This window comes from Gelidibacter sp. (genome assembly GCF_035577925.1).
Taxonomy (GTDB): domain Bacteria; phylum Bacteroidota; class Bacteroidia; order Flavobacteriales; family Flavobacteriaceae; genus Gelidibacter.
This window is the reverse complement of sequence record NZ_DATJCY010000194.1, coordinates 1-23,751: the sequence shown is the minus strand read 5'-3', so window position 1 is coordinate 23,751 and position 23,751 is coordinate 1. Positions and strand designations below refer to the sequence as shown.

General features: G+C 35.3%; 18 protein-coding genes. 6 read left to right on the top strand and 12 right to left on the bottom strand.

Annotated features, from left to right (window positions below):
* Positions 1 to 73: 73 nt before the first annotated feature.
* Entirely contained in the window at positions 74 to 1,639 is a 1,566-nt protein-coding gene (locus VNJ50_RS07390; RefSeq protein ID WP_325580489.1) for a hypothetical protein, read from the bottom strand.
* Positions 1,640 to 1,802: 163 nt separating this feature from the next.
* Here VNJ50_RS07390 and VNJ50_RS07385 point away from each other — a divergent pair, with 163 nt between their 5' ends.
* The gene (locus VNJ50_RS07385; RefSeq protein ID WP_325580487.1) at positions 1,803 to 2,327 is read left to right on the top strand and encodes a hypothetical protein; all 525 of its coding nucleotides are present in this window, start codon (positions 1,803 to 1,805) and stop codon (positions 2,325 to 2,327) included.
* Between the two features lie 109 nt (positions 2,328 to 2,436).
* Here the strand turns inward: VNJ50_RS07385 and bcp are convergent, their stop codons facing one another.
* Complete coding sequence (gene bcp, locus VNJ50_RS07380; RefSeq protein ID WP_325580485.1) at positions 2,437 to 2,889, bottom strand: thioredoxin-dependent thiol peroxidase; 453 nt, start codon at positions 2,887 to 2,889, stop codon at positions 2,437 to 2,439.
* Positions 2,890 to 2,926: 37 nt separating this feature from the next.
* Here bcp and VNJ50_RS07375 point away from each other — a divergent pair, with 37 nt between their 5' ends.
* The gene (locus VNJ50_RS07375; RefSeq protein ID WP_325580483.1) at positions 2,927 to 3,583 is read left to right on the top strand and encodes an endonuclease III; all 657 of its coding nucleotides are present in this window, start codon (positions 2,927 to 2,929) and stop codon (positions 3,581 to 3,583) included.
* A gap of 276 nt (positions 3,584 to 3,859) precedes the next feature.
* Here VNJ50_RS07375 and VNJ50_RS07370 read toward each other — a convergent pair whose 3' ends face one another.
* Entirely contained in the window at positions 3,860 to 4,444 is a 585-nt protein-coding gene (locus VNJ50_RS07370; RefSeq protein ID WP_325580481.1) for an RNA polymerase sigma factor, read from the bottom strand.
* A gap of 226 nt (positions 4,445 to 4,670) precedes the next feature.
* Here VNJ50_RS07370 and uvrA point away from each other — a divergent pair, with 226 nt between their 5' ends.
* Positions 4,671 to 7,454 (top strand): excinuclease ABC subunit UvrA, encoded by a 2,784-nt coding sequence (gene uvrA, locus VNJ50_RS07365; RefSeq protein WP_325580478.1) that lies wholly within the window; start codon positions 4,671 to 4,673, stop codon positions 7,452 to 7,454.
* Between the two features lie 11 nt (positions 7,455 to 7,465).
* Here the strand turns inward: uvrA and VNJ50_RS07360 are convergent, their stop codons facing one another.
* The 3 genes from VNJ50_RS07360 to VNJ50_RS07350 all read right to left on the bottom strand — a co-directional run bounded on the left by VNJ50_RS07360 (position 7,466) and on the right by VNJ50_RS07350 (position 10,556).
* Positions 7,466 to 8,560 (bottom strand): inorganic phosphate transporter, encoded by a 1,095-nt coding sequence (locus VNJ50_RS07360; RefSeq protein WP_325580476.1) that lies wholly within the window; start codon positions 8,558 to 8,560, stop codon positions 7,466 to 7,468.
* 19 nt (positions 8,561 to 8,579) lie between these two features.
* Entirely contained in the window at positions 8,580 to 9,224 is a 645-nt protein-coding gene (locus tag VNJ50_RS07355; protein ID WP_325580526.1) for a DUF47 domain-containing protein, read from the bottom strand.
* Between the two features lie 261 nt (positions 9,225 to 9,485).
* Entirely contained in the window at positions 9,486 to 10,556 is a 1,071-nt protein-coding gene (locus tag VNJ50_RS07350; protein WP_325580474.1) for a DUF3667 domain-containing protein, read from the bottom strand.
* Between the two features lie 441 nt (positions 10,557 to 10,997).
* On the opposite strand from VNJ50_RS07350, the gene VNJ50_RS07345 reads away from it, so the two are divergent.
* Positions 10,998 to 12,239, top strand: coding sequence for a hypothetical protein (locus tag VNJ50_RS07345; RefSeq protein WP_325580473.1), 1,242 nt, complete (start codon positions 10,998 to 11,000; stop codon positions 12,237 to 12,239).
* Between the two features lie 171 nt (positions 12,240 to 12,410).
* Here the strand turns inward: VNJ50_RS07345 and VNJ50_RS07340 are convergent, their stop codons facing one another.
* The 4 genes from VNJ50_RS07340 to VNJ50_RS07325 all read right to left on the bottom strand — a co-directional run bounded on the left by VNJ50_RS07340 (position 12,411) and on the right by VNJ50_RS07325 (position 18,010).
* The gene (locus VNJ50_RS07340) at positions 12,411 to 13,865 is read right to left on the bottom strand and encodes a polysaccharide biosynthesis C-terminal domain-containing protein (protein WP_325580471.1); all 1,455 of its coding nucleotides are present in this window, start codon (positions 13,863 to 13,865) and stop codon (positions 12,411 to 12,413) included.
* Between the two features lie 35 nt (positions 13,866 to 13,900).
* On the bottom strand, positions 13,901 to 15,190 hold the full coding sequence (locus VNJ50_RS07335; RefSeq protein ID WP_325580469.1) for a glycosyl transferase family 1: 1,290 nt from the start codon (positions 15,188 to 15,190) through the stop codon (positions 13,901 to 13,903).
* Between the two features lie 79 nt (positions 15,191 to 15,269).
* Positions 15,270 to 17,696, bottom strand: a complete 2,427-nt coding sequence (locus tag VNJ50_RS07330) for a YfhO family protein (RefSeq protein ID WP_325580467.1) — start codon at positions 17,694 to 17,696, stop codon at positions 15,270 to 15,272.
* A gap of 29 nt (positions 17,697 to 17,725) precedes the next feature.
* A complete protein-coding gene (locus VNJ50_RS07325; protein WP_325580466.1) occupies positions 17,726 to 18,010 on the bottom strand; it encodes a DUF4834 family protein in 285 nt (94 codons plus the stop codon).
* Positions 18,011 to 18,217: 207 nt separating this feature from the next.
* Here VNJ50_RS07325 and VNJ50_RS07320 point away from each other — a divergent pair, with 207 nt between their 5' ends.
* The gene (locus VNJ50_RS07320) at positions 18,218 to 19,222 is read left to right on the top strand and encodes a transporter (protein ID WP_325580464.1); all 1,005 of its coding nucleotides are present in this window, start codon (positions 18,218 to 18,220) and stop codon (positions 19,220 to 19,222) included.
* Between the two features lie 15 nt (positions 19,223 to 19,237).
* Positions 19,238 to 20,359, top strand: a complete 1,122-nt coding sequence (locus VNJ50_RS07315) for a GTP cyclohydrolase (protein WP_325580462.1) — start codon at positions 19,238 to 19,240, stop codon at positions 20,357 to 20,359.
* Positions 20,360 to 20,454: 95 nt separating this feature from the next.
* Here VNJ50_RS07315 and VNJ50_RS07310 read toward each other — a convergent pair whose 3' ends face one another.
* Both VNJ50_RS07310 and VNJ50_RS07305 read right to left on the bottom strand, forming a co-directional pair.
* Complete coding sequence (locus VNJ50_RS07310) at positions 20,455 to 21,369, bottom strand: patatin-like phospholipase family protein (RefSeq protein ID WP_325580460.1); 915 nt, start codon at positions 21,367 to 21,369, stop codon at positions 20,455 to 20,457.
* A gap of 79 nt (positions 21,370 to 21,448) precedes the next feature.
* Positions 21,449 to 23,425, bottom strand: a complete 1,977-nt coding sequence (locus tag VNJ50_RS07305) for a M1 family metallopeptidase (protein WP_325580458.1) — start codon at positions 23,423 to 23,425, stop codon at positions 21,449 to 21,451.
* Between the last annotated feature and the right edge of the window lie 326 nt (positions 23,426 to 23,751).

Sequence of the window (23,751 nt, the reverse complement as noted above, 5' to 3'; positions counted from 1 at the left end):
CATTCCATAACCTGATAAACTAGCATAAAAACTGAATAAAATGGTATATCCATGAAGATAGGGCTTGGCCCTCCTATTGCTTTCCGTTGCCAGTCATAACACTAACCAAACCGGCCTTTAAGTTTAACCATAAGAAATTAAAAACGGATTTGGTTTTATCACGCTCTATACTGTCTTTAGAACTTTCCCTAAAACCGTCCTCCGCTGTATCGCTATTTTTTTTGATAAACAGATTGACTATGGCCGACAAAACTTTATTCTTCTTTTCTCCCTCCTTGTCCAAAATAACCACTTTAAAATCCTCATAATTGGTCCTCATATTTACATGTGAAGTAGTGTTATTTCCTGAAATCGTAACATAAGTCTGCAAAAGTTCGCCTTCAAAACGCACTTTTAAATTGGGTTGCGAAAATGGATTTAGATCTGGTGATGGGAGTTTACCAATCTCTGTTTTGAACACAAACGCATCGTTGACGTCATTGACATCAAATTCCCAAAGAACTTTAATAGGCGTTTTTGCCATAAAAACAGCATCAATATTCAAGCTGGTTTTTTGATCGGCACCATACGTATTACTGATGTTTTTGATGTTGGCATTCATATTTGTAAATGAAAGTTTCCCCGCTTGCATATCAGCGTTGACTTTTTCAGAATAAACAATCGTGGCATTTTTAAGAATTACTTCACTTAAAGTCAAGTCAAACTTAATATCTCTTAGTATCTTACTATACAGGTGTTTATGCGTCAGGTCGTCCCTAATTAACTTATTTCTATAAATATACATTTCAGGATCTTGCAAAATGACTTTTGGACTGTTAAAATAAAAAAGGGAATCTTTCCCATATCCGAATTTTTGATGCTCCATTACCAATGAAGGAATGGTTACATCAAAATGATCACGCTCCGTTGAGATGATTTGATTGAGCTTTGCCTTGGAGTATTTAGTGAATATTTTCAACGTGTCAAACTGTGCTTTATCTGGGGATATCTGTGCGGAGTTAATAGTCAGACGCTCATAATCGCCCATATTATAAAACAAACCATTGAAAGAAATAGAATAATCTCCATACTTAAACGGTATGTGATTTTTGACCGAAGCACCATCCAAGACTATCCCCATAATATTGACCGTTACCGCTTTTGTATACAACATTGTGGAATCTGTTTCAATATCCCGAATACTGAGCGTTCCGTTTTGGATATTGAATTGATCTACTTTAATTTCCTGTTTCAGCAGATCCAGATTTGAGTTTTTGTGATAATTTTCATGAACGACGGCATCGTGGTTATAATGTACTTTTGGGCGTCTTAATTGGACGCTTTCCACATGTATCCTGTTATTTATGAGATAATTCCAATACCCAAAGCCATCAACCATCAAGGAGTCCAATTCAATTTTGACATTGGCTTTTGTACGACCACTTTTGTTCAAGATTTTAGGTTGTACCATAACGACACTTCCACGTAAAATATTGACATCAATCGACTTATAATCCACACGGATTGTTTCAGGGAGTTTGGTATTGAAAAAATTTTCGAGCTTTGAGGTTATGAGAGCCTCAGCTACAAAATACCCAACAATACCCAGCCCTAGTAGCACCAGCAAAGTAATGGATGTGATCCTTAAAGATTTCGTCATAAGATAAAGATATGCAATTGGGATGCTTTTTAGTACCTCAATAAAAACATTTGTAACTGAAATCCACACAGCCCACTCGAAAATCCTTAAATCTCTGTTTTTTTAAATTCTTATGGAAATTTTAAAAAAAACATCTTATGTTTGAGAAAATATTTAACCCGTTATGGATTTAGTACCAAAACTAATTGAAGCCTTACTTTTTGCAGTTCCTGCATTGATTACTGGACTTATAGCTTATTATTTTTTTAAAGAACATACTAAAAATGAAGATGGACGACGACGTTTTCTACTTAAAAAGGATATGCAAGTTAATGCAATGCCTCTACGTTTACAAGCTTATGAGCGCATGGCAATTTTTTTAGAGCGAATTTCGCCTTCAAAACTAATCACAAGAGTAAGACCAACATCTTCTGATAAAGAAAGTTACGAAGAGTTACTTGTAGCAAATATTGAACAGGAATTTGAACATAATTTATCACAACAAATCTATATAACCGACGATTGTTGGAACATTATATGTGCCGCAAAAAATGCCACGATCCAGCTCATCAGAAAAGCAAGTAAATTGGAAACCACAGATTCTGCGAACAAATTGAGAGAAGTTGTTTTAACTGAAGTCATCAACAAACGTCCGCCAAGTGATACGGCACTTTCATACATCAAGCAAGAGGTTAGCGATATGTGGTAGTCTGAAATTCTGTAAAACCAATCTAAGATAAAGGCGACTCAGTAGAATGATTATTTACTGAGTCGCTTTTCATTTATCTGATCGATAAATCATATGGTATTTGCATCTTCTAATCTAAAATCTGATGGGTATGCTCTTTTGCTTTGACTTTATCGATGATTTTTTCAATAATTCCATTTTCATCAATTACAAACGTGACACGATGAATACCATCAAAAGTGCGGCCCATAAATTTCTTTTCGCCCCATACGCCAAAAGCCTTAATCACTTCTTTATCTTCATCTGCCAATAACGGATATGGGAAATCATGTTTGTTTTTAAAATTTAATTGTCGCTTTGCACTATCGGCACTAACCCCCAATATCGCATAGCCTTTATCTTTTAGCACTTCATAATTATCCCTCAAATTACATGCTTCGGTGGTGCAGGTTGGCGTGCTCGCCTTTGGATAGAAAAATACCACTAATTTTTTTCCTTTATAATCTGACAATGAAATTATATTTCCTTGTTCGTCCTTTGCTGAAAAGTCTGGTGCCTTGTCTCCGGCTTTTAATTTGGTCATAACTCTTTTAAATTTGATATTTGTAAAAATACAACATATGACCAAACAAGAAAAGGTAGATTTCGTTATAAATACGTTAAAGGAACTTTATCCAACAATTCCTGTACCTCTAGACCATAAAGATCCTTACACACTTTTGATTGCTGTTTTGATGTCGGCGCAATGTACAGACGTGCGCGTCAATCAAATTACACCACTTCTTTTTGCAAAAGCAGATAATCCTTATGATATGATTAAGCTCACTGTTGATGAAATTAGGGATATTATTAGACCTGTAGGCTTATCTCCAATGAAAAGCAAAGGCATTCATGGTTTATCGCATATTTTAATTGATAAACACAATGGGCAAGTTCCCCAAACTTATGAAGAACTTGAAGAATTACCGGCTGTTGGACATAAAACAGCAGGCGTAGTTTTATCGCAAGCATTTGGGATTCCTGCTTTTCCTGTAGATACACATATTCATAGACTAATGTACCGTTGGAATTTGAGCAATGGAAAAAGTGTTGTTCAAACCGAACGAGATGCCAAACGTCTTTTTCCAGAAAATACCTGGAACGATTTGCATTTACAAATGATCTGGTACGGACGAGAATACTCTCCTGCCAGAGGATGGGATTTAGATAAAGACATCATTACGAAAACTATTGGCCGTGCCAGTGTACTCAAAGAATATTATAAGAATAAAAAATAATCCTAAACACACAGAGTGCCTGCCTTTGTAGGAATTAAAAATCCCGATAACCTTGGCTATCGGGATTTTTAATTTTAATTTAGAAGTGTTTCAAACTTCATTTTATCACAATTGATTATCTTTAAAGCTTTTGAATAATTAAGAAGAAAATTAACGGTTTCTTCCTTTGGGGTAAGCTCGTTGTTTTTTTGGGAAAATTTAGAGTAGAGTTTTGCCATTATTAGGAGTTTAAAATTAATTATATCCTAGTAACGCAACAAAATTTAATTTAGTACATCAATTTGTCAAAATTATATTTTTTTGGTCTATCACCTTTCTCAAATTGATCAAAGCATAGCGCATTCTTCCTAAAGCAGTGTTGATACTGACACCGGTTTTATCCGAAATTTCCTTAAAACTCATGTCATTGTACATCCGCATAATCAGAACATCCTTTTGATCGTCGGGCAATTCTTCAATCAGTCGTCTTAAATCCGCTTCAATTTGCTCCTTAATCATTCCTTTTTCAACATCTAAGGATGAGTCGCTGAGTACTGAAAAAATACTGAATTCACCCGTATTGTCAAACTTTGGCATACGCTTATTTTTTCTGAAATGATCTATGATGAGATTGTGTGATATACGCATCACCCAAGGTAAAAACTTACCTTCTTCATTATATTTTCCTAGTTTTAGAGTACGAATGACTTTAATAAAAGTATCTTGAAAAATATCTTCGGTGAGATCTTTATCGTAAACTTTTGAATAAATAAAACTGTAGATTTTTTGTTTGTGCCTAACAATCAATTCAGAAAGAGCACTTTCATCTCCTTTGATATAATTGTGCACTAACACAGCGTCCGTGATGAGTTTCTGATCCATAATTATTACTTTAATGCGAGGATGTAAATTCTCGCTTGGGGTTAATCTTTATAAAGTAATATTATGGTATAGGCAAATGTGTTTTAAGTATTGGGGTCAAATATAACAACAAACATTCCAATTAAGCAAAAATCGAACCTAAATTTTAACATTTTATTGCACAATAAGTTTTTTTCACTACCGCTTTAGTTATAGTATCTTTGCATTTCTATACGCTATAATGACCATGAATGTTAACCTTTCCGAAGTAAATCCAAAGCAAAATATTATTATTAAAGGCGCAAATCTCCACAATCTAAAAAACATGGATGTGGTGATTCCTCGCAATAAACTAGTGGTCATCACAGGATTATCTGGTTCTGGAAAATCAAGTTTAGCCTTCGACACTTTATATGCCGAAGGGCAAAGACGCTATGTAGAAAGTTTGTCCAGTTATGCACGTCAGTTTTTAGGACGGCTCAACAAACCAAAAGTAGATTATATTAAAGGAATTGCACCAGCAATAGCCATTGAACAAAAAGTCAACTCAACCAATCCAAGATCGACAGTAGGAACAACCACAGAAATCTACGATTATTTAAAACTCCTTTTTGCCAGAATTGGAAAAACCTACTCGCCTATTTCTGGAAATTTGGTTAAAAAACACACCACGGCAGATGTTCTTGACTTTATAAAATCGTTTGAAGCTAATGAAAAGTTGCTTCTCCTCGCTCCTATTGTTTTGGAGGAAGGTCGAACAATGGAAAACAAACTAAAAGTTCTACAGCAACAAGGCTATGCGCGAGTTCAATATAAAAATGAAGTGCTTCGTATTGAAGATGCCCTTGAAATTAATATTGAAAAAGGTGTTTATTTAGTGGTCGATAGAATTGTCGTTAAGCACGAAGATGATTTTTTTAACCGATTGGCCGACGCTATAGAAACCTCCTTTTTTGAAGGCAAAGGTGAAGTTATCATCGAATCGCTTTCGGACCAAAAACAAACCGTTTTCAATAATAAATTTGAAATGGATGGTTTGACCTTTTTAGAACCCAATATACATTTGTTCAGTTTTAACAATCCTTATGGTGCCTGTCCAAAATGTGAAGGATATGGTGATGTTATCGGAATTGACGAAGAACTTGTTATTCCGGATACCTCACTTTCTGTTTATGAAAACGCCATTTTCCCTTGGCGTGGCGAAAGCATGAGCTGGTTTAGGGATCAATTGGTCAACAACTCGCATAAGTTTGATTTTCCGATTCACAAACCTTATTTTCAGTTGACGGATGATCAAAAACAACTCATTTGGGATGGCAATCAATATTTTGAAGGCTTGAACGACTTCTTTGCCGAATTGGAGTCAAAAGCTTATAAAATCCAGAATCGTGTGATGTTATCCCGCTATCGAGGAAAAACAAAATGCAGCTCCTGCCATGGCAAACGTCTGCGACCTGAAGCTAATTACGTAAAAGTTGGAAATGCTACAATTACCGATTTGGTCACTATGCCTTTGGGGAAACTAGCATTGTTTTTTAATCAACTGGAACTTAATGATAATGATGCTACGATTGCGAAACGACTGTTGAAAGAAATCACGAACAGATTGTCTTTCTTGTTCAATGTAGGTCTTGATTATTTGACATTGAACAGAAAATCAAATACCTTATCTGGTGGTGAAAGTCAACGCATTAATTTGGCAACTTCTTTGGGCAGTAGCTTAGTAGGTTCTATGTATATCCTTGATGAACCAAGTATTGGATTGCACCCAAAAGATACCGAAAAACTCATTGTAGTCCTTAAAGCCTTGCGCGATCTTGGCAATACGGTTATCGTCGTTGAGCACGATGAGGACATTATGCGGGCTTCTGACGAAATTATTGATATTGGACCTGAAGCTGGGACGTTAGGCGGTGAAGTTGTTGCCATCGGAACTTATGATGACATATTAAATGCCAACTCATTAACAGGACAATATTTAAGCAATAAGCTGAGGATTGAAGTTCCAAAAACACGTCGTACCTCAAAATATCAAATCGAAATAATTGGTGCGCGAGAACACAATTTACAGAATATTGATGTCACGTTTCCTTTAGAAATGTTAACGGTTGTTACTGGTGTTTCAGGAAGTGGAAAAAGTACATTGATCAAAAAAATCTTGTATCCGGCCTTACAAAAACATTTGACCGGACTTGGAGATAAAGCTGGGCAATTTAGCGCACTTAAAGGAAACTTTAAGAACATTAAACATATCGAGTTTGTAGATCAAAATCCAATTGGGCGTTCTTCGCGCTCAAACCCTGTGACTTATGTCAAAGCTTATGACGACATTAGGGCATTGTTTGCCAATCAGAAGTTAAGTAAAATAAGAAATTATCAAGCTAAACATTTCAGTTTTAATGTCGACGGTGGGCGTTGCGAAACATGTCAAGGTGATGGCGAAGTGACCATTGAAATGCAGTTTATGGCCGATGTTCACTTAACCTGTGAAACTTGTAACGGCAAACGCTTTAAAAAGGAAGTTTTGGAAGTGACCTTTGAAGGAAAAAATATTGACGATATCCTTACAATGACCATTGACGATGCCATTGCTTTTTTTGATAAACATCAACAGACAAAAATTCAAAATAAACTACAGCCATTACAAGATGTTGGATTGGGCTATGTGACTTTAGGTCAAAGCTCTTCTACACTTTCTGGAGGTGAAGCACAGCGAATTAAACTGGCCACTTTTTTAGGCAAGGGCTCTAAAAGTGATAATACGCTATTCATTTTTGATGAACCAACCACTGGTTTACATTTTCATGACATCAAAAAACTATTGAAATCCTTTCAGGCTTTAATTGACTTAGGACATTCCATTATTGTCGTTGAACATAATCTTGAGTTGATTAAATGCGCTGATTATGTTATCGATTTGGGACCAGAAGGAGGCGAACGTGGTGGAAAATTAGTAGCTGCTGGTACACCTGAAGAGTTAATAAAGAGCAAAGACTCAGTAACTGGAAAATATTTAAAGGAGAAAATTTGATTTATATCACTTTAAAACAGAGTCACAATATAATAAACTAAAGTGGCCAACACAGCAGATACCGGTATTGTAAGAATCCACGCCCATAAAAGACTAATTGTTACACCCCATCTCACTGCAGAAACTCTTTTGGTAACTCCAACTCCTATAATGGCTCCGGTTATGGTATGTGTTGTTGAAACCGGAATTCCTAAAAATTCTGTTAGATATAGTGTGATTGCTCCAGCTGTTTCTGAAGCTACTCCTTCTAATGGCGTAACTTTAGTAATCTTAGTTCCCATGGTTTTGATTATTTTCCAACCACCGCTAAGCGTTCCTAAACCAATAAACAGGAATGAAGCCAAAGGAACCCACCACCAATGATCTACAAATAAAGAGAAATTATCTCCAGTATTGTAAATATACTGCGGATCCATATCTACATTTAAATGGTAAAAAATAACTGCGGCTCCAATAATACCCATTACTTTTTGCGCGTCGTTCATACCATGTCCTAAACTAAACAAAGCCGACGAAACCAATTGTAGTTTTTTAAACCATTTTTCTGCACGCGCGGGACTTGCATGCTTACACAAGTGCAAGATTATGACAGTCAATATGTGGGCAATTAAAAGTCCTATAACCGGAGCTAAGAAAATAAATAGGAAGATCGGAATAACTTTAGCATAGTTAACAACATTCTCAAAACTACCTGCATGGGCAAGAGCCGCTCCCATAAAACCTCCAACTAAGGTATGTGACGACGACGACGGGATTCCTAACTTCCAAGTCAGTAAATTCCATACGATAGCGGCAATTAATCCCGCTAAAATTACTTCTAAAGTAATAAAATCTTCATTAACTGTTTTGGCAATCGTATTTCCAATTTTAAATTCCCCGATCACATATAAGGAAACAAAATAGGCCATAAAATTAAAAAAAGCAGCCCAGATAACTGCCTGCAGTGGTGTTAACACTTTAGTAACAACGATCGTTGCTATAGAATTGGCGGCATCGTGAAAACCATTGATAAAGTCAAATGCTAAGGCCAATACTATAACAACTATTAGTAAAATGCCTTCGGGCCTGTTTATGATGTCCAGAAACATTTCTAGAAATGTATCCATAATTATTAATTATCTAACATTAAGAATACTTAACGGTAATAGCTTCCAACACATTGGCTACTTTTCTACAGCTATCGGTAGAATCTTCTAGGGCGCTCATCACTTCTTTATAACGGATAACATCTCTTACATCTTCTTCATTTTCAAAGATATCTGACAATGCCTTATCAAAAACCTTATCTGCCTTTCGCTCCAAACGGTATATTATTTTACAGCTTTCTGAAATTTTATCAAGATTTTTCAAATTCTTTAGATGTTTTATAGCTAGCGCTATTTCGGTACAAGCTTCCAAATTTGCTTCTGTCAACTTTCGCAACGGCTTGGTAACCTTGTTCAAATGATAGAGACGCATTCTACTAGCTGCATCGCTCAAATTGTCAGCAACATCATCAATTGCAGATATTAAGGCATGAATATCCTCCCTATCAAAAGGAGTAATAAAGTTTTTGCCCAATTCAATCCTTGTTCTCTGTGCTATATTTTCAATTTCACTCTTTAAAACTTCTACAGCTTTCAATTTCTCTTCCCGCTCTTTACTTGGCAAGTTAACAGCCTCATGCATAGTTTCCGATAATAACTGCAATTTTGTGACTGCAATTTCAAATAAAGGATGAAATACTTTGTCCTTAGGAACTAAGAATTGAAAAATAGAGTTTAACGACATCGTTTTGGTATCTTTAAATTGGTACAAAAGTATTACATTTTCAACTACCCAATGTTTCTAAATTATTAAGTCTTCATTAAAAGTAAAACAATTTGCTTTTCTTGATGGACAGATAAATAATTGATTTAAGATTTGACGATAGCGATTAAAATCAATGAAGTATCACGGATTTTTAAAGATCGTACTACTTTATGACGTTGCATCTTTTTAAAAAGATCCAAATGATGACATCTAAAATTACGATTGAATCTTTTGAACTTCTCAATAAAACAAAAACGCCATCAACCCCATGATGGCAAAAGCAAATGGCAACACGATAGACAAAAACACAAAGATCACTGCACTACTTTTTATAAAGCTTTTGAGATATCCTTGTCCGTAAAAATACTTCAGGCCTAAAAACAAATAAAAAACGATAGAAAACATGACTAAAGTAATGATCCAGCCGGGGAGACTTTTCCATATTAACTCAATAATGACCAACAGACTGAACATTGTAAATATAAATGCGAAAAAATAAAAGCTAAACACCAAATGATAAGCAAATCTTCCTTTTCGGAAATAGAAAAGTTTCAAAATAACAGCAAAAATTGGCAGTAAAATAAACATAGCCAGCGGAACACTGTCGTAAAAGGCTTGTAAAATTGAACCTACACTCTTATTCTTAAATAATTTTAGAGCTTGTTTGTAAATACGTTGAACAACAAAACCATCATCGTCTTCCATTCCCATTTTTCGATAAATCTCAATATCAGAAGCACCCGAAACGATCATAGAATCTATTTCAAAATCATTAAATTCAAAAATTACACTCGATTTTGGATTTGATTTTAAACGTCCTGCCTTAGTATTTTGAGCCTTAGTTTTTTCTTGGTCGATTGGGACTGTCAACGGGTGTTCGTCAACTTTTTGCTGTATTGTGATTAGAGAAAGTGAATCCTTTTGTTTCTGTTTTAGGGAATCTAAATAAACATGACTTCTCTCAATATCATTTTTTAAAACTGTGTCGAAATTTTCTGCTTGTTTACGGCTTATAAATGAAAACAAAAAGAAAAATACTACGGAGATAAACAAATATATCTGAGTAGGATGCAAATACAGTAACCGCCTACCTTCAACAAATCGTTTTGCAAGGAAACCGGGCTTGAACATAAGAGGGATAAAACTCTTAAAAAAACGGGCATCAACTGAAAAATAGTTGCTGATGGTATTATTGAAAAGTACACCCAATGTGAGTTCATCCCAAGCTTTCATTCCGCAATATGGACAAAACGGATAATGGGCTTCAAAGCGCTGGGAACAATTATGGCAATCGATCAGTGATCTTGACATTGGTTATTTTTTAATCGACATAAAAGTAATGAAGTTCTATAGATATTTTTCTTGGGCAGATTGAAATTTCCAAATCCTAGATAAAAAAGTTTTATACTAAATAATGACTATTAAAAAACAAAGGTTTAAAAGATAGTCCTCTGTTACCAAATATTTTTTCAATAAGATCAAATTTCTGAGTTAAAATGTCCAAAAATCCAAAGAATTCGGCAGACTGGCTATACCATAAGAAATGTTAATAGGTTCATTATGTTGTTTTAGTCTAATCATAAGTTTTGAAGAGTGTTTTAGTTAATTTCAAAAGATGTGAAATTAATTATCTTCTAAAAAATAGATTTAAAAAAACATAAATAACTCATAATCAACAAGCAATTGTTTTTATGTGGTTTCTGGCACATTGTTTGTATTCTACGAATCATGTCGAACAAAAAACAAAAACCCATGAAACAATTAGCCTTATTTTTTACCACTGTGTTCTTCATTGGAACATCGGTAAACGCAGAAATCGCCACTACTATAAACAATTCATTGTACGCCAGTAAGCACAAAGGGTATGGTAATTCCTTTATTTTTATGGAAGGCAATATTGAATTTTCGGTTTTCCCTGATGGGCAATTCGATTTTTATGTGCCAAATTATGGCCCTAAAGGAAGTTTGTCAATCAATACGCCTCACCTGTCGTTTAGTTTTAATACAGGTTATGACTATGGACCTTATGTACAATATGACGATTATGGTGCCATTATACAAATTGAGAATGTGCCTATCTACTACGATTACTATGGTAGAATATCGCAAGCGGGTAATGTAAAAATCCATTATAACAATTTTGGTCGCGTAAGCCGTATTGGCGGACTGTATGTGTATTATGACAAACACCACCGTTTTACGCGTTACACCGGCTATATCAACGCTTATAACCGCACTTACGTTTATCAGCCTTGGCATCATTATTACACTGTTCCGGTATATGAGTACCGGGTGGTTTATACGAAACCTTACAGAAAATATTACAAGCCTGTACGATACACATATTATAGACCTTATGTGAATAATTATAGGGTTCCTGTTCGTTATGAATCGCGTCCAACACCATCTGTAAGCAATGGCAGAAGAACTACTGTGGCAAACAACAGTGTAAGTGACCGCTACCGTCAAGAAGCAGTACCTCGCCGAAGTGTTGCTACAAGTTCTAGAAATAACAATGTAACGCCATCTCGTAATGCAACAGAAAACAGAAGCAGTATAGGCACACAGGTTAATCGGAGAGCTTTAGGAAATACAAATCGAGAGGTTTCTAACAGAAATTCAACTGAAAATACAACACGAAACAATGCCCAAAAGTCAAATGCTAGCATGAGCAGATCTGAGACTCCTAGCTCCCCAACTAGGAGTTCCAGAACTGCAAACGTTACAAATACGACAAGTAACCAAGCGGTAAGATCTGCTCAAACAACAGCTAATGTTAATAAAAATACAGAACAGAGAAAACCAAATGCAACGCCATCTCGTACATATAGTTCAACCTCTAATGAAAGTAGAAGCGTTAGCGCAAACAGAAGTGCCAATTCCAGTAGAAATACAAACAGTGCTAATACCAGAAATGCCACTCAAAATAGTAGCCGATCAAACGATCAAGGAACACCATCTAGATCAGCGTCTCGACAAGGAAGAGGGAATTAAACACATATAAAATTAGTTGATTAGTAGAAGTCCTACAAGCGGTATGCCTCAAAGCACCTTGTGGGATTTTCTCATTTTAGTAGATTTTATATTGAAGAGTATTACTGGGTCACACAGAGTTTTTTGATCCTATACTAATTAAAGCACCAATGCAAGCAAAGACCAATAAATTTAAAACTTCAGATACTTCTGTATTATCGCGCTAATATCTTCTGAAATCTTCATTTTATATATGATTCCTACGTATAACAATGTAATCAGCACCGATTTTAAAGCAATATTTATCAATGAATGAAATGTGAAATCCCAGAAGTAGAATACCATGATCATCATCAACATTAAGACAATAACCTTTCCGGTATTAATGGTAAAGGGCATCATATTAAATTTGCGCTTTACAAAGTATATTTTAATGGAATTATATAAAGCAACAGCCATAAATGTCGCAAAAGCCGCTCCGGTAATACCATATTTAGGAATGAAAATCATATTTAATCCGATGGTCAATATCATCAAAATCACACCAAACAACAAAACAATTCTATAATAATCGCTATTAAAAAGAATCACGTTGTTACAGCCCATTAAACTATCGTAAAGTTTTGCCATACTTACAAGAAGCACAACATACAGACCGCCACTAAACTGTGCCGGAATCGTTTCGTAAAGTGCATTGATGTTCAATACAATCAGCAAGAAAATAAGTCCGCCAATAATAAATAAAGTTTGAGAACTTCTGAGATATAAATCTTTCAAGGCCACTTTATTATTCTCGTTCAAGTATTTTGCAGTCAATGGCTGAAGTATCTGTTGCATAGCTCTGGACGGCACTACTATGACAGTTGCAATATAAATGGCCACACCATAATAGGCCACTTCTTCAATAGGGATATAAAGTCCCAACATAAAACTATCAATGTCCAAAATCACGGTAGCGATAGATCCTGCAATGATTATCAAAAAAGAGTATTTAAGAATAGAACCCAATCGCTCGATCTTTTTAAACTTAAAGACAGGCAATCGGATGCTAAAGGCATAAATCATCATAATTATTGCTCTTAACCCATAAACCCCTACCACAGCGATAATAAAAGTCTCTACCAAAATCCATTCAAAATACACACAAAACAACAATACCGTGACGCCAACACGTGGAAAAACCTCCTTCATAAAGTTCCCAAAAACCGTTTGCATTTGTGTTTTGGACCATGCAAAAAAGACTTCAAAATAAGCCATTCCAATAGCAGTCAGATAAATGAACCAGACATAATCTGAGATAATATCGTTTTTTTGTGATAATGCGTCAACAATTGTTTCATGGGCAAAAACACCAATCAATCCTATAGGAATTATCAGGGCCAACGGCAAAAACAACATGAAGGTCAAAAAACTATTGAGTGAGTTTTTGGTCTTGAATGTTGAATAAAATTTAATAAGGGTATTATGAACGCCAAACGCCATAATAGGCATCATAATATTTGCTGTAGAAAGCATAAAAGAAATCAATCCGTAATGGACATCAGAAATAAAGAACACATACAAATACAAAGTATTCAAAGCTCCAATGGCAAACCCTGAATAAGTGGTCACCGTATTCTTTAAAGATTGGTTGATGATGATTCCCATAAAGGTTTAAAACTCGAAGATACTACTTTTGAAGATTAGGTCAAACCTGTAATGATATCTGCCAATTTTTTGGTCAATACTTTTCGGCTATATTGTTGTAAACCTATGGGATATGAATTTAATGATCCTTTTTGAAAGTTTGAAAAACAGGCTAATAGATGTGTTTTTAACTCGCTTTCCGCATCATAATAAAAATATTGCCCGGTATTGGTTGTCGTTAAAATTTGTTCTACATCTGAATCTCTAGGACCTATTGAAATTATAGGTGTTGAAGCCACCATGTATTCGAATAGTTTTCCTGGAATAATAGCTTTGGTATCTTCTGAGTCAATTTCAATCAATAATAATAAGCGAGATTGTCGTTGGAAAATCAGTGCGTCTTTATGATTGACGTAACCCACCACATCAATGTTCGTTTCTGGAATAAATGTCTTAATTTCATTGAGCACATCTTCACTTACTACACCAACCAGTCGCAACACAAACTCTTGTTTGAAATCTTTATTTTCATTGATAAGTTCACCTAAAACTTTCCATAACACCTTCGGATTGCGCTCGGATAATAAAGAACCAATATGCGCGAGTGAAAATTTTTCATCTTTAGTCACTTGAGGCAATTGCTGATAATCGTAGCCATTGGTAATCACACTTATTGGCTGTTTCGTTTTGACTAAAAACTCCTTTTTGGTGTTTTCACTGGTTACAATAAGATGATCGGCAGTAGTCAATACATTCGCCTCCAAATCCAAGTGTTTCTTAACGGCACTTGCACTTAATTTTAACTGTTTATGATAACCTATAGTTGTCCAAGGATCTCTAAAATCTGCCATCCAGTCTACTCCCAATTGAGCTTTTAACTGCAATCCTATTAAGTGTAAACTGTGTGGTGGTCCTGTAGTAATTACGGTTTTTATTTGTTCCTTTTGAATATAATCGGACAAATACTCAACTGAAGGTTTTACCCAAGCCTTTCTGGCATCAGGAATAAAATAATTCCCTCGAACATACAACATCAATTGCTGAACAAGACTTTGCTTTTTGGCTTTTGGAATAACGCCGGAACTGATGGTCCTCGAGGATTTTTTGGATAGAAATTCGGCGAGTTTATATGGTTCTTTTATAGGCCGTTTCAAAATGGTAACCGCGTTGGGAATCTCATCTGTCAAACCACTATCAATTATAGGATAATTTGGATTTTCAGGAATATAAACTACGGGATGAATTCCATAATCTGGCAAATACTTCACAAATTTCAACCAACGTTGTACTCCTGGCCCTCCTGCTGGTGGCCAATAATAAGTAATGATGAGTACTTTTTTAGACATATTAAATTCCTGAGTTGTTAGGAATCTTATTAATTAACGTTGGCTACTGTATAAGTTTGAAATTAGAGGTTTCAAAAAATCAATCTTCCAATTTATCAAATTTTTGCTTTCTCATTACTGCAATACCTCCTAAAATCAATAATCCAAATAAAATAGAACTTGCAAGTGCAATGGTACTTCCGGTTTTAACGACATGAGGTTCAAATTTAAACTCAATCGTATGTTGTCCTTTTGGAATTGGCATTCCTCTCAAAACATAGTCCACACGGTAATGTGGCGAAAGCTGCCCGTCAATATAAGCATTCCATCCATTGGCATAATAGAGTTCTGAAAAGACCGCAAATCCATCATGATTATTATTAGAGTTGTACTTTAAGTAATTTGGCTTATAGTCTAATATATCAATGGTTGACAATGAATCAACATTAAAATTTGAAGATGCTAATTCTTGTGTGGTTACTGCTTTTATTCTTGTGTTTAAGCTATCCAAAGCCATCATTTCGTCATTGGCCGAATTCACTTTTTCTAAAGACGATACAAACCATGCATTACCATTGGCATCCTGATTTACATATGGAAACACATTGCCCTTGTCATCATCTGCAATCACATATTTGGTGTTGAGCATGTTTAACACATTCATATTGTTTTTGACGATATAAAAATCGAAAAGCTCATTATAACGGCCCATTTTTGCGGCATGATAACCCGTTAAGGAGTTGTGGAAATATGATGCTCTGGCACCGCTAGAAACCACGTCAAACACTCTAAAATGACTATCGTCCTTCATGATTTCCAAATCGGCCTGATTGGCTTGAAAAGGTTTTGACACTTGTAACGCTGAAACAAAATTTTCATTGTTCACATAACGTCTATCAACACTGACCAGGTCAAAAAGGATCAATACTGCCAATCCAATTATCAACATATTTTGTGTGACTTTTTTATTCAAAAACAACCAAATTCCGCTTGCAGAAAACAATACCAATAGCAATGTGCGGATGCTGTCATAAGTAAACATCGATTTTCTATCAGCTTTTAAGGCATCAACAAAACTTTGACCATATTCACCGTAGGCTTGCCTGTAATACCCGTCATTAGCACCAACAAAATCGAATGAACCTTTAAAGAGTAAAAATAAGACGGCAACGCCACCCGAAATCCCTGCTGCAATTTTCAAAGCTTTGAGTTGCTCTGATCCTTTTTCTGGATTTTTAAATAACTCAACCAATCCGAAAATCGCTAAAACGGGAATGCAAAGTTCCAAAATAACCTGAATGGAAGTTACCGCCCTGAACTTATTGTACATGGGCACATAATCAATAAAGAAATTGGTTAAAAAACCTAAATTCTTTCCGTAGGATAATAATAAAGACATGATAACACCACCAACAAGCCACCATTTTGTCGGACCTTTGACCATGAAAAGTCCAAATACAAAAAGAAACAAAACCACAGCACCAACATAAGCAGGAGCTTCAACAATAGGCTGACTCCCCCAATAGGTTGGCGTACGCTTTACTTCACGCAATGCTTCAATTGGACTCGCTCCTACCGAAGTAAAAAACTTGTAGGTTTCCGAATCTTTACCAACATCCTCGCCATTACCGCCACCTAAAAGTCGGGGAATAAACAGATTAAAGGTTTCAAGAAATCCGTAGCTGTATTCTGTAATATAATCTTTATCCAATCCTGAGGTCACCTCTTTAGGTGAACCATCCGAATTGATGGTCAGTTCACTTTTACCACGGGTACTTTCCTTCACATATTCTTGCGTAGCCATGATATTTGTAGCATTTAATCCGATAGCCAAAATAACAGCGATGACCATTATACCAACAGATTTAAAAAAATGTGGCAATTGCTTGTTTCTATAGGCCTCAAAAAGATAAACCGCGCCCAATATCAATACCAATAACAGCAAATAATAAGTCATTTGATAATGATTGGCACTCAACTCAAGCGCCATAGCAACTGTGGTCAGTAAAAATCCTGGAATGTATTTTTTTTGAAAAACAAGCAAAATCCCACTGAGTACCAATGGCATATATGCAATAGCATGTGCTTTACTATTATGACCAACTCCTAAAATAATAATGAGATATGTTGAAAAGCCAAAAGCTAATGCACCTAGCGCAGCCAGTTTAAAATCAACTTTTAAGGTTAGTAAAAGAATGTAAAAACCTATAAAATACAGAAACAGATAATCCGCCGGTCTTGGGAGAAATCGCAATACAGAATCTAATTCCTTGATATAATTATGTGGATATTTTGCACCTAACTGATATGTGGGCATACCACCAAACGCACTGTTGGTCCAATAGGTTTCTTCTCCGGTGGCTGCCCTAAAATCGGTCTGTTGCTTAGACATCCCGATATAGTGCATGATATCACTTTGAAAAATTTGCTTGCCACTCAACACCGGATTAAAATAAGCCAGTGAAAGTGCAATAAAACCAAAAATTATTAAAATATGAGGCAGGAACTTTTTTAATGACAATGCCATGAAGTATAGAAGTTGTTTAATTGGGGAAATTAGTCAATTTCTTCGTAATCTATATACTCACCTATTTTTTTCTTGGATGATTGTGGTCTATCGGGCATTTTATCGATGACCGTTTCTCCTTCTTTTGCACGGTTTCTGTCTGCAGCTTGGTGTTGCTGATGTTGGAATTGACCTCCAAAACGCTCCTGCATTTTTTTTGATGCATAGTTGGCTAGGTAAGGTGCAAAGATTCTCATGAGGACCTTTACGCCATACCACACTAATAAAATGATCAAAATAGTTCTCAAAAAGCCAGTAAGTGACGCCGTTTGCATAGTGATTCTAAATTTTGGTCAAAAATACAATTCTTCACCTTTAAAAACGGATATAAATCCTTAAAAATTATATAAAATACAGCCTTTTTGCCCTCTTTAGTTGTTGATATCAATTATTCTTTCTGTAATAATCCTGATTTTATCAATCGATTAAAAGCCATTCAAAATCAAAAAAAATATGTAGTTTTGAACCAAATTTTTACGAAAATGAAACCTATCATATTTTCCATCATATTTTTAATTTTCACCTCTGTACAATCCGTATTTAGCCAATATACAGAGGTCATTAATTCTAACAGGCCCGGGGTTTCTCAAAGTGCATTTTCAGTGGGCACCAATGTGATTCAATTAGAAACCGGCCCCTATTATATAAAGGAAAAACATACACCCTTACAGCAAGAGGTTTCGGGTTTGGGTATTGATTTTGCTGCGCGCTATGGATTGCTTTGGGAAGATTTGGAAATCAATGTACAAGGTACTTTTCAAAATGACACCAAAAAACAATATGCTCCAGTTAGTACTTTCGATCAAAAACGCTCTAATTTCAAACATCTTACGGTTGGTGCAAAATATATGATATACGATCCTTATAGAAATGCCGAGGAAGAAAAACCTAATTTATACAGCTGGAAAGCCAACCAAAAATTTAAATGGAAATCCTTGATTCCTGCAATTGCTATTTATGCCGGAGCCAATTTTGATACGAAAGATAATCCTTATACCGCTCCTGGAGTTGAAGGCTTCAGTCCGAAAATTGCCGTTATTTCACAAAACAATTTTGATGGTGGCTGGGTATTTATCGTCAACTTGATCAAGGATAGGATTGGCACAGATCAATCCGATTTCCAGTATATTTTGACTTTGACGCATTCCTTAAACCCGCAATGGGTTGTATTTGGAGAAACGCAAGGCATCAAAAGCGATTTTTACGCAGACAATCTTTTTCGTGTTGGAGGCGCCTATTTATGGAATAAAAACTTCCAGTTGGATACAGCATTGACGTTCAATACTAAAGACACGCCTTCAGTTTTTGGTGTTAACTTTGGAATTTCCTACCGCTTGGATTTTCACGAAGACAAAGAAATTGATAATGGAAGTCCTGCACAAGACGAATTGCGACTTCAAGAACGAAAAATTCAAAAGCAAAAAGAAATTGATCTTGAAAAAAGCAAAAAATTAGAAAAGCGAAGCAAATCCAAGAAAAACAGCTAATTACAAGACTACTTTATGATTACAATTAAAGAAGTATCCTCCCCTAAGGACTTAAAAACATTTGTAAAATTCCCATTTCAGCTTTATAAAGATTGCAAACAGTGGGTGCCACCAATAATCAAGCAAGAACTGGGAACTTTTGATAAAAAGAAAAATCCAATATTTGCTGATGCCGAAGCTTGGTTTTTCTTGGCCTATAAAAACAATGAAGTTGTAGGGAGAGTTGCCGCCATTATTAATTGGCTAGAAATCAACAATCAAAATCAAAAAAAAATGCGTTTTGGTTGGTTTGATGTTGTTGATGATATTGCCGTTACAGAAGCCTTATTAAACAAAGTCCATGAAATCGGAAAAGCTAACCAATTAGATTATGTAGAAGGTCCGGTAGGTTTTTCTAATTTGGATAAAGTAGGCTTATTGACCCAAGGCTATGAGCATGTCGGCAGTATGATAACCTGGTACAATTATCCTTATTATGTGGAACATTTTAATAGTTTGGGATATACTGACGAAAAACTGTATGCTGAAAGTCGATTTCCCTTTTCAAACGTAAACCCTGAACTTTTTGAAAAAGCTCAAGAATTGATCAAAAAACGCTATCAACTCAGAGCCTTAAAATTTAGTAAAACAGAAGAAGTGATGCCTTATGTAGATAAGATGTTTGACCTTTTTAATCAAACTTATGCTTCTTTGTCATCTTTTGTTGCTATTACGGACATTCAAAAAGAGTATTTCAAAAAGAAATTTATCAGTTTTGTAAATCCTGAGTACATAAAATTTGTTATAGATAAAAATGATGATTTAGTGGCTTTTGCCATTGTAATGCCTTCTTTTGCAGAGGCTCTTAAAAAAGCAAATGGAAAACTATTCCCTTTTGGCTTCAGACATATTTTACACGCCAGAAAAAACAGTAAGGAGGTTCTATTTTATTTGATTGGTATTTTACCGGAATATCAAAATAAAGGTGTCACCGCAATTATATTTAATGAATATTATCATGAGTTTGCTAAAAAAGGTATACAAAATTGCATCAGAACGCCTGAACTGGAAGACAATTTAGCCATACAACAAATATGGAAACATTTTAATCCTGAGGTTTTCAAAAGACGGAAAACTGTCAAAAAACTCATTGAATAACTGGAATTTATTCAAGACTGTTTTATCAATTTAAAATTTTAATAGCTCTTTAGAATTAAAGCTATTGAAAATCCAAACGAAATAGAAAATCAAGTTCAATCGGTCTTTTCTGGTTTCAACGGACTTATTTCTTGGTTTTTGTATTTTGCAAATTCAAATCCGCTTTGCCACCAAGCAGACATTTTTTCTTTGTTAAAAACTAAAGAATTGGTTGTCAAAACGGTTGGCGTATAATAAAAATTAATAATTGCATCTTGATTTGTAGCTACGTATTTTCCAATTCTGATATTCTGATATTCAATCCTATCTAGCATAAATGCAAACATATTGGTCAAAAGTGAAAACGCATTTAACGAGGGCATTCTGTTATACTGTGTCACTTCAGTTTGCAAAACCACAGCATCTATAACAGTTGCTCCACGTTTTACAGCTTCTTCAATGGGCACCAAAGATCCCAATCCACCGTCAACATATTCACAGCCATCTTTTTTGGCCAATGACATAAACGGTGTGTAATTGCAAGAAATCCAAACCCATTCCAAAAAATCCTCATAATCAAAATCCTTGATCGATTTGTATTCCACTTGATTGAGTGACAGATTTGAAACCGTCACCACCACATCAACCGGCATCGCTTTAAGCGCATTAAATCCTTCTTCGGAAACATGCTTTTTAATAAGTTTTTGTAAATTATGGCTTTCACCAAAAGTCTTACGGCCACTCAGAATATTTCTTAAAACATTAAAATGATTGATACTGATCGTTTCAATGCCATTTTTCTTTTTAATATTGAAAGGGCATACATTAAAAATATCTTCTTGCGTTACACTGGTATATATTTCTTTGATTTCTTTGACTTTTTTTAAAGCCAAATGCGATACCAAAAGACTCCCTGTTGAGGTGCCAATAAACATATCGTACTCCAGTTTCTGGTTTTCAATAAGATACTGTGCCACACCGCCAGCAAATGCTCCTTTGCTCCCGCCACCTGATATTATTAATGCTCTCATATTTCTGTTGTGAATATCTGTTGTCTAAGAAAAACTATTCTATATTCTATATTCTATATTCTATATTCTATATTCTACTCTATTTTCTATCATCATTATTCTTCTTTTCCAACTCTTCATGCAATCGTTTTGCAAACTGCTGAAAGCGCCAATTATGATGTTTTTTAGCTTGCATTAGATTTTTTATGGAAATGTCATCAAAGCCATTGATGAGCTTCAGATAATTAAAAGCGTTCATCCGCACTTCAAAACTATATTTTGGATCGGTATAAGTTCTTAATTCCTCAAAAACAGCTTGTTTTTTATCCGGTTGATATTCGATAGTATTTAGATGCAAAACCAACCATAAAAGTTTCACATTATAATCACTAAAACCATAAATGGAACTAGTTTGTTGCAAATATTTAGCACGATCCATAGGGAAATTCACCCACAAATTATATAATGCCGTTTCTATAGTCAAATAGGATTTGTCTTTTAAAAGTGATTCGTAAGCCGATCTGAACTCTAAAGGAATGGTGGTCAATTTTTGCGCAATAGCCTGTCGGACTTTAATGCCGTTGTTGAAATCTTCCAATTTCACATCATAACCTTCTTGCAAAAGGATTTTTATTTTTGCCCTATCGGAAATATCAGAAACCAGATAATCTCCACATTTTGAAGGATATGTTTGACAACTCACATCGAGAAATTCTCGGATAAACGCCGATTTATTCAAACTTTTAACCATATCATCCTGTGGAAGTACGGAATCTTCGATCCAAATTTTCACAAATTCCGACAGATCCTGACCGCTTGCTTTTTCGATTTCTATAATAAAATCAGAGGTTTCTACATTTTGAAATTTGTGTTTTTCGAGATAGTTTTTCACAGCTTCCCTAAAAGCCGCATCTCCCACCCGCTCTCTCAAAACATGCAACGCCCAACTTCCTTTTTGATAGAAAGTCAAACTACTCGATTTCGGATTGAGCAAGGACGTACTTTCGCCAGCATTTTCCTGCTTTAAAAGTTGTTGTGCGTGTTCATACAATTGCCAATAAAAATAATCTTCGCCAAATACCTCACGTTCGGCCAAAAGCGCATAGTACGTTGCAAAACCTTCCTGTAGCCAATGATGCTCACCACTAGTTGCGGTCACCAAATCGCCAAACCATTGGTGCGCAAGTTCATGAGCATTGACATTGACATAATTTTGATCGTTAAACGCTATCGAATCAACTACCAAAGCATCCGAAAAAATAGTTAATGACGTGTTTTCCATTCCTGAATACAAAAAATCCTTGACGGGTACTTGCCTATAAATTTCCCATGGATAAGGCACGCCGATTTCATTTTCTAAAAAATCGAACATCAGTTTACTATATCGATAGGTCGGCTCAACTTTAGTGGAGTCTTGTGGATAATAATAATATTCCAACGGAATACCACTGCTTGAAGTTTCGGTTTTCTTATCATATTTCCCAATTGCCAGTGCCACCAAATAACTACTCATCGGTTTTTCCATGTCATAATGCCATGTAATTTGATTGGGAGATTCGGCTTTTGTTTCTACAAGTTTTCCGTTTGCTAAAACCGAATAATCAGCATCATAAGTAATGGACAAATCAAACTCTATTTTCTCATTCATATCGTCAATACTTGGCAACCAATTGCTTGTGTATTTTCCTTGGCCTTGTGACCAAATTTGATCATCAATAAAATAAAGTGCCTTTTTGGGTTGCGCGACATACTTAAAATTCAAAATATAATTTTCATTTTCAGCAAAATCATAAAAAACGATGAGTTTATCAGCTTCAACACGATAATCACTTCCTTGAAGCAACATATTATTTGAAGTGCGCAATTCTAAATTCGTAAAATCCATGTGTATCGCATCGAGATATACGGAATCGACAGCTTCCAAAATCTTGAATTTAACAGCAACAGATCCTGATATTTTAGTTTGATCCTCAAACTTTAAATCGGCTTGAATTTTCTCAAAATCAACAACATTGACTTGTTGGGAATAAAGTGAAGTAAAAACAAGAAATAAACAAGAAAAAAGAAAATGCTTCATTGATAAATTCAGTTAAGGTTTGACTAAAATAAGGAAAAAAACATGTGAAGTGCGAGCTTACTACTATAAAGTATTTAGATCCAAACTTGAAAAGCAGAAATAACCACAATACATTAAATAACAATACTTACTCAGATTTGAACATTAATAATCTTCTGCAAAACAGAACACATTCCATAATGGCGTTCATGCTTTCAATGTAATTAGTTAAATTCGCACTCATGAATGCCAAACTTCAAACCCCTATCGATTACCTCAAAGGCGTGGGTCCAAATCGGGCCGATCTGCTCCGTAGCGAACTTGGCATTCACACCTATCAGGATTTG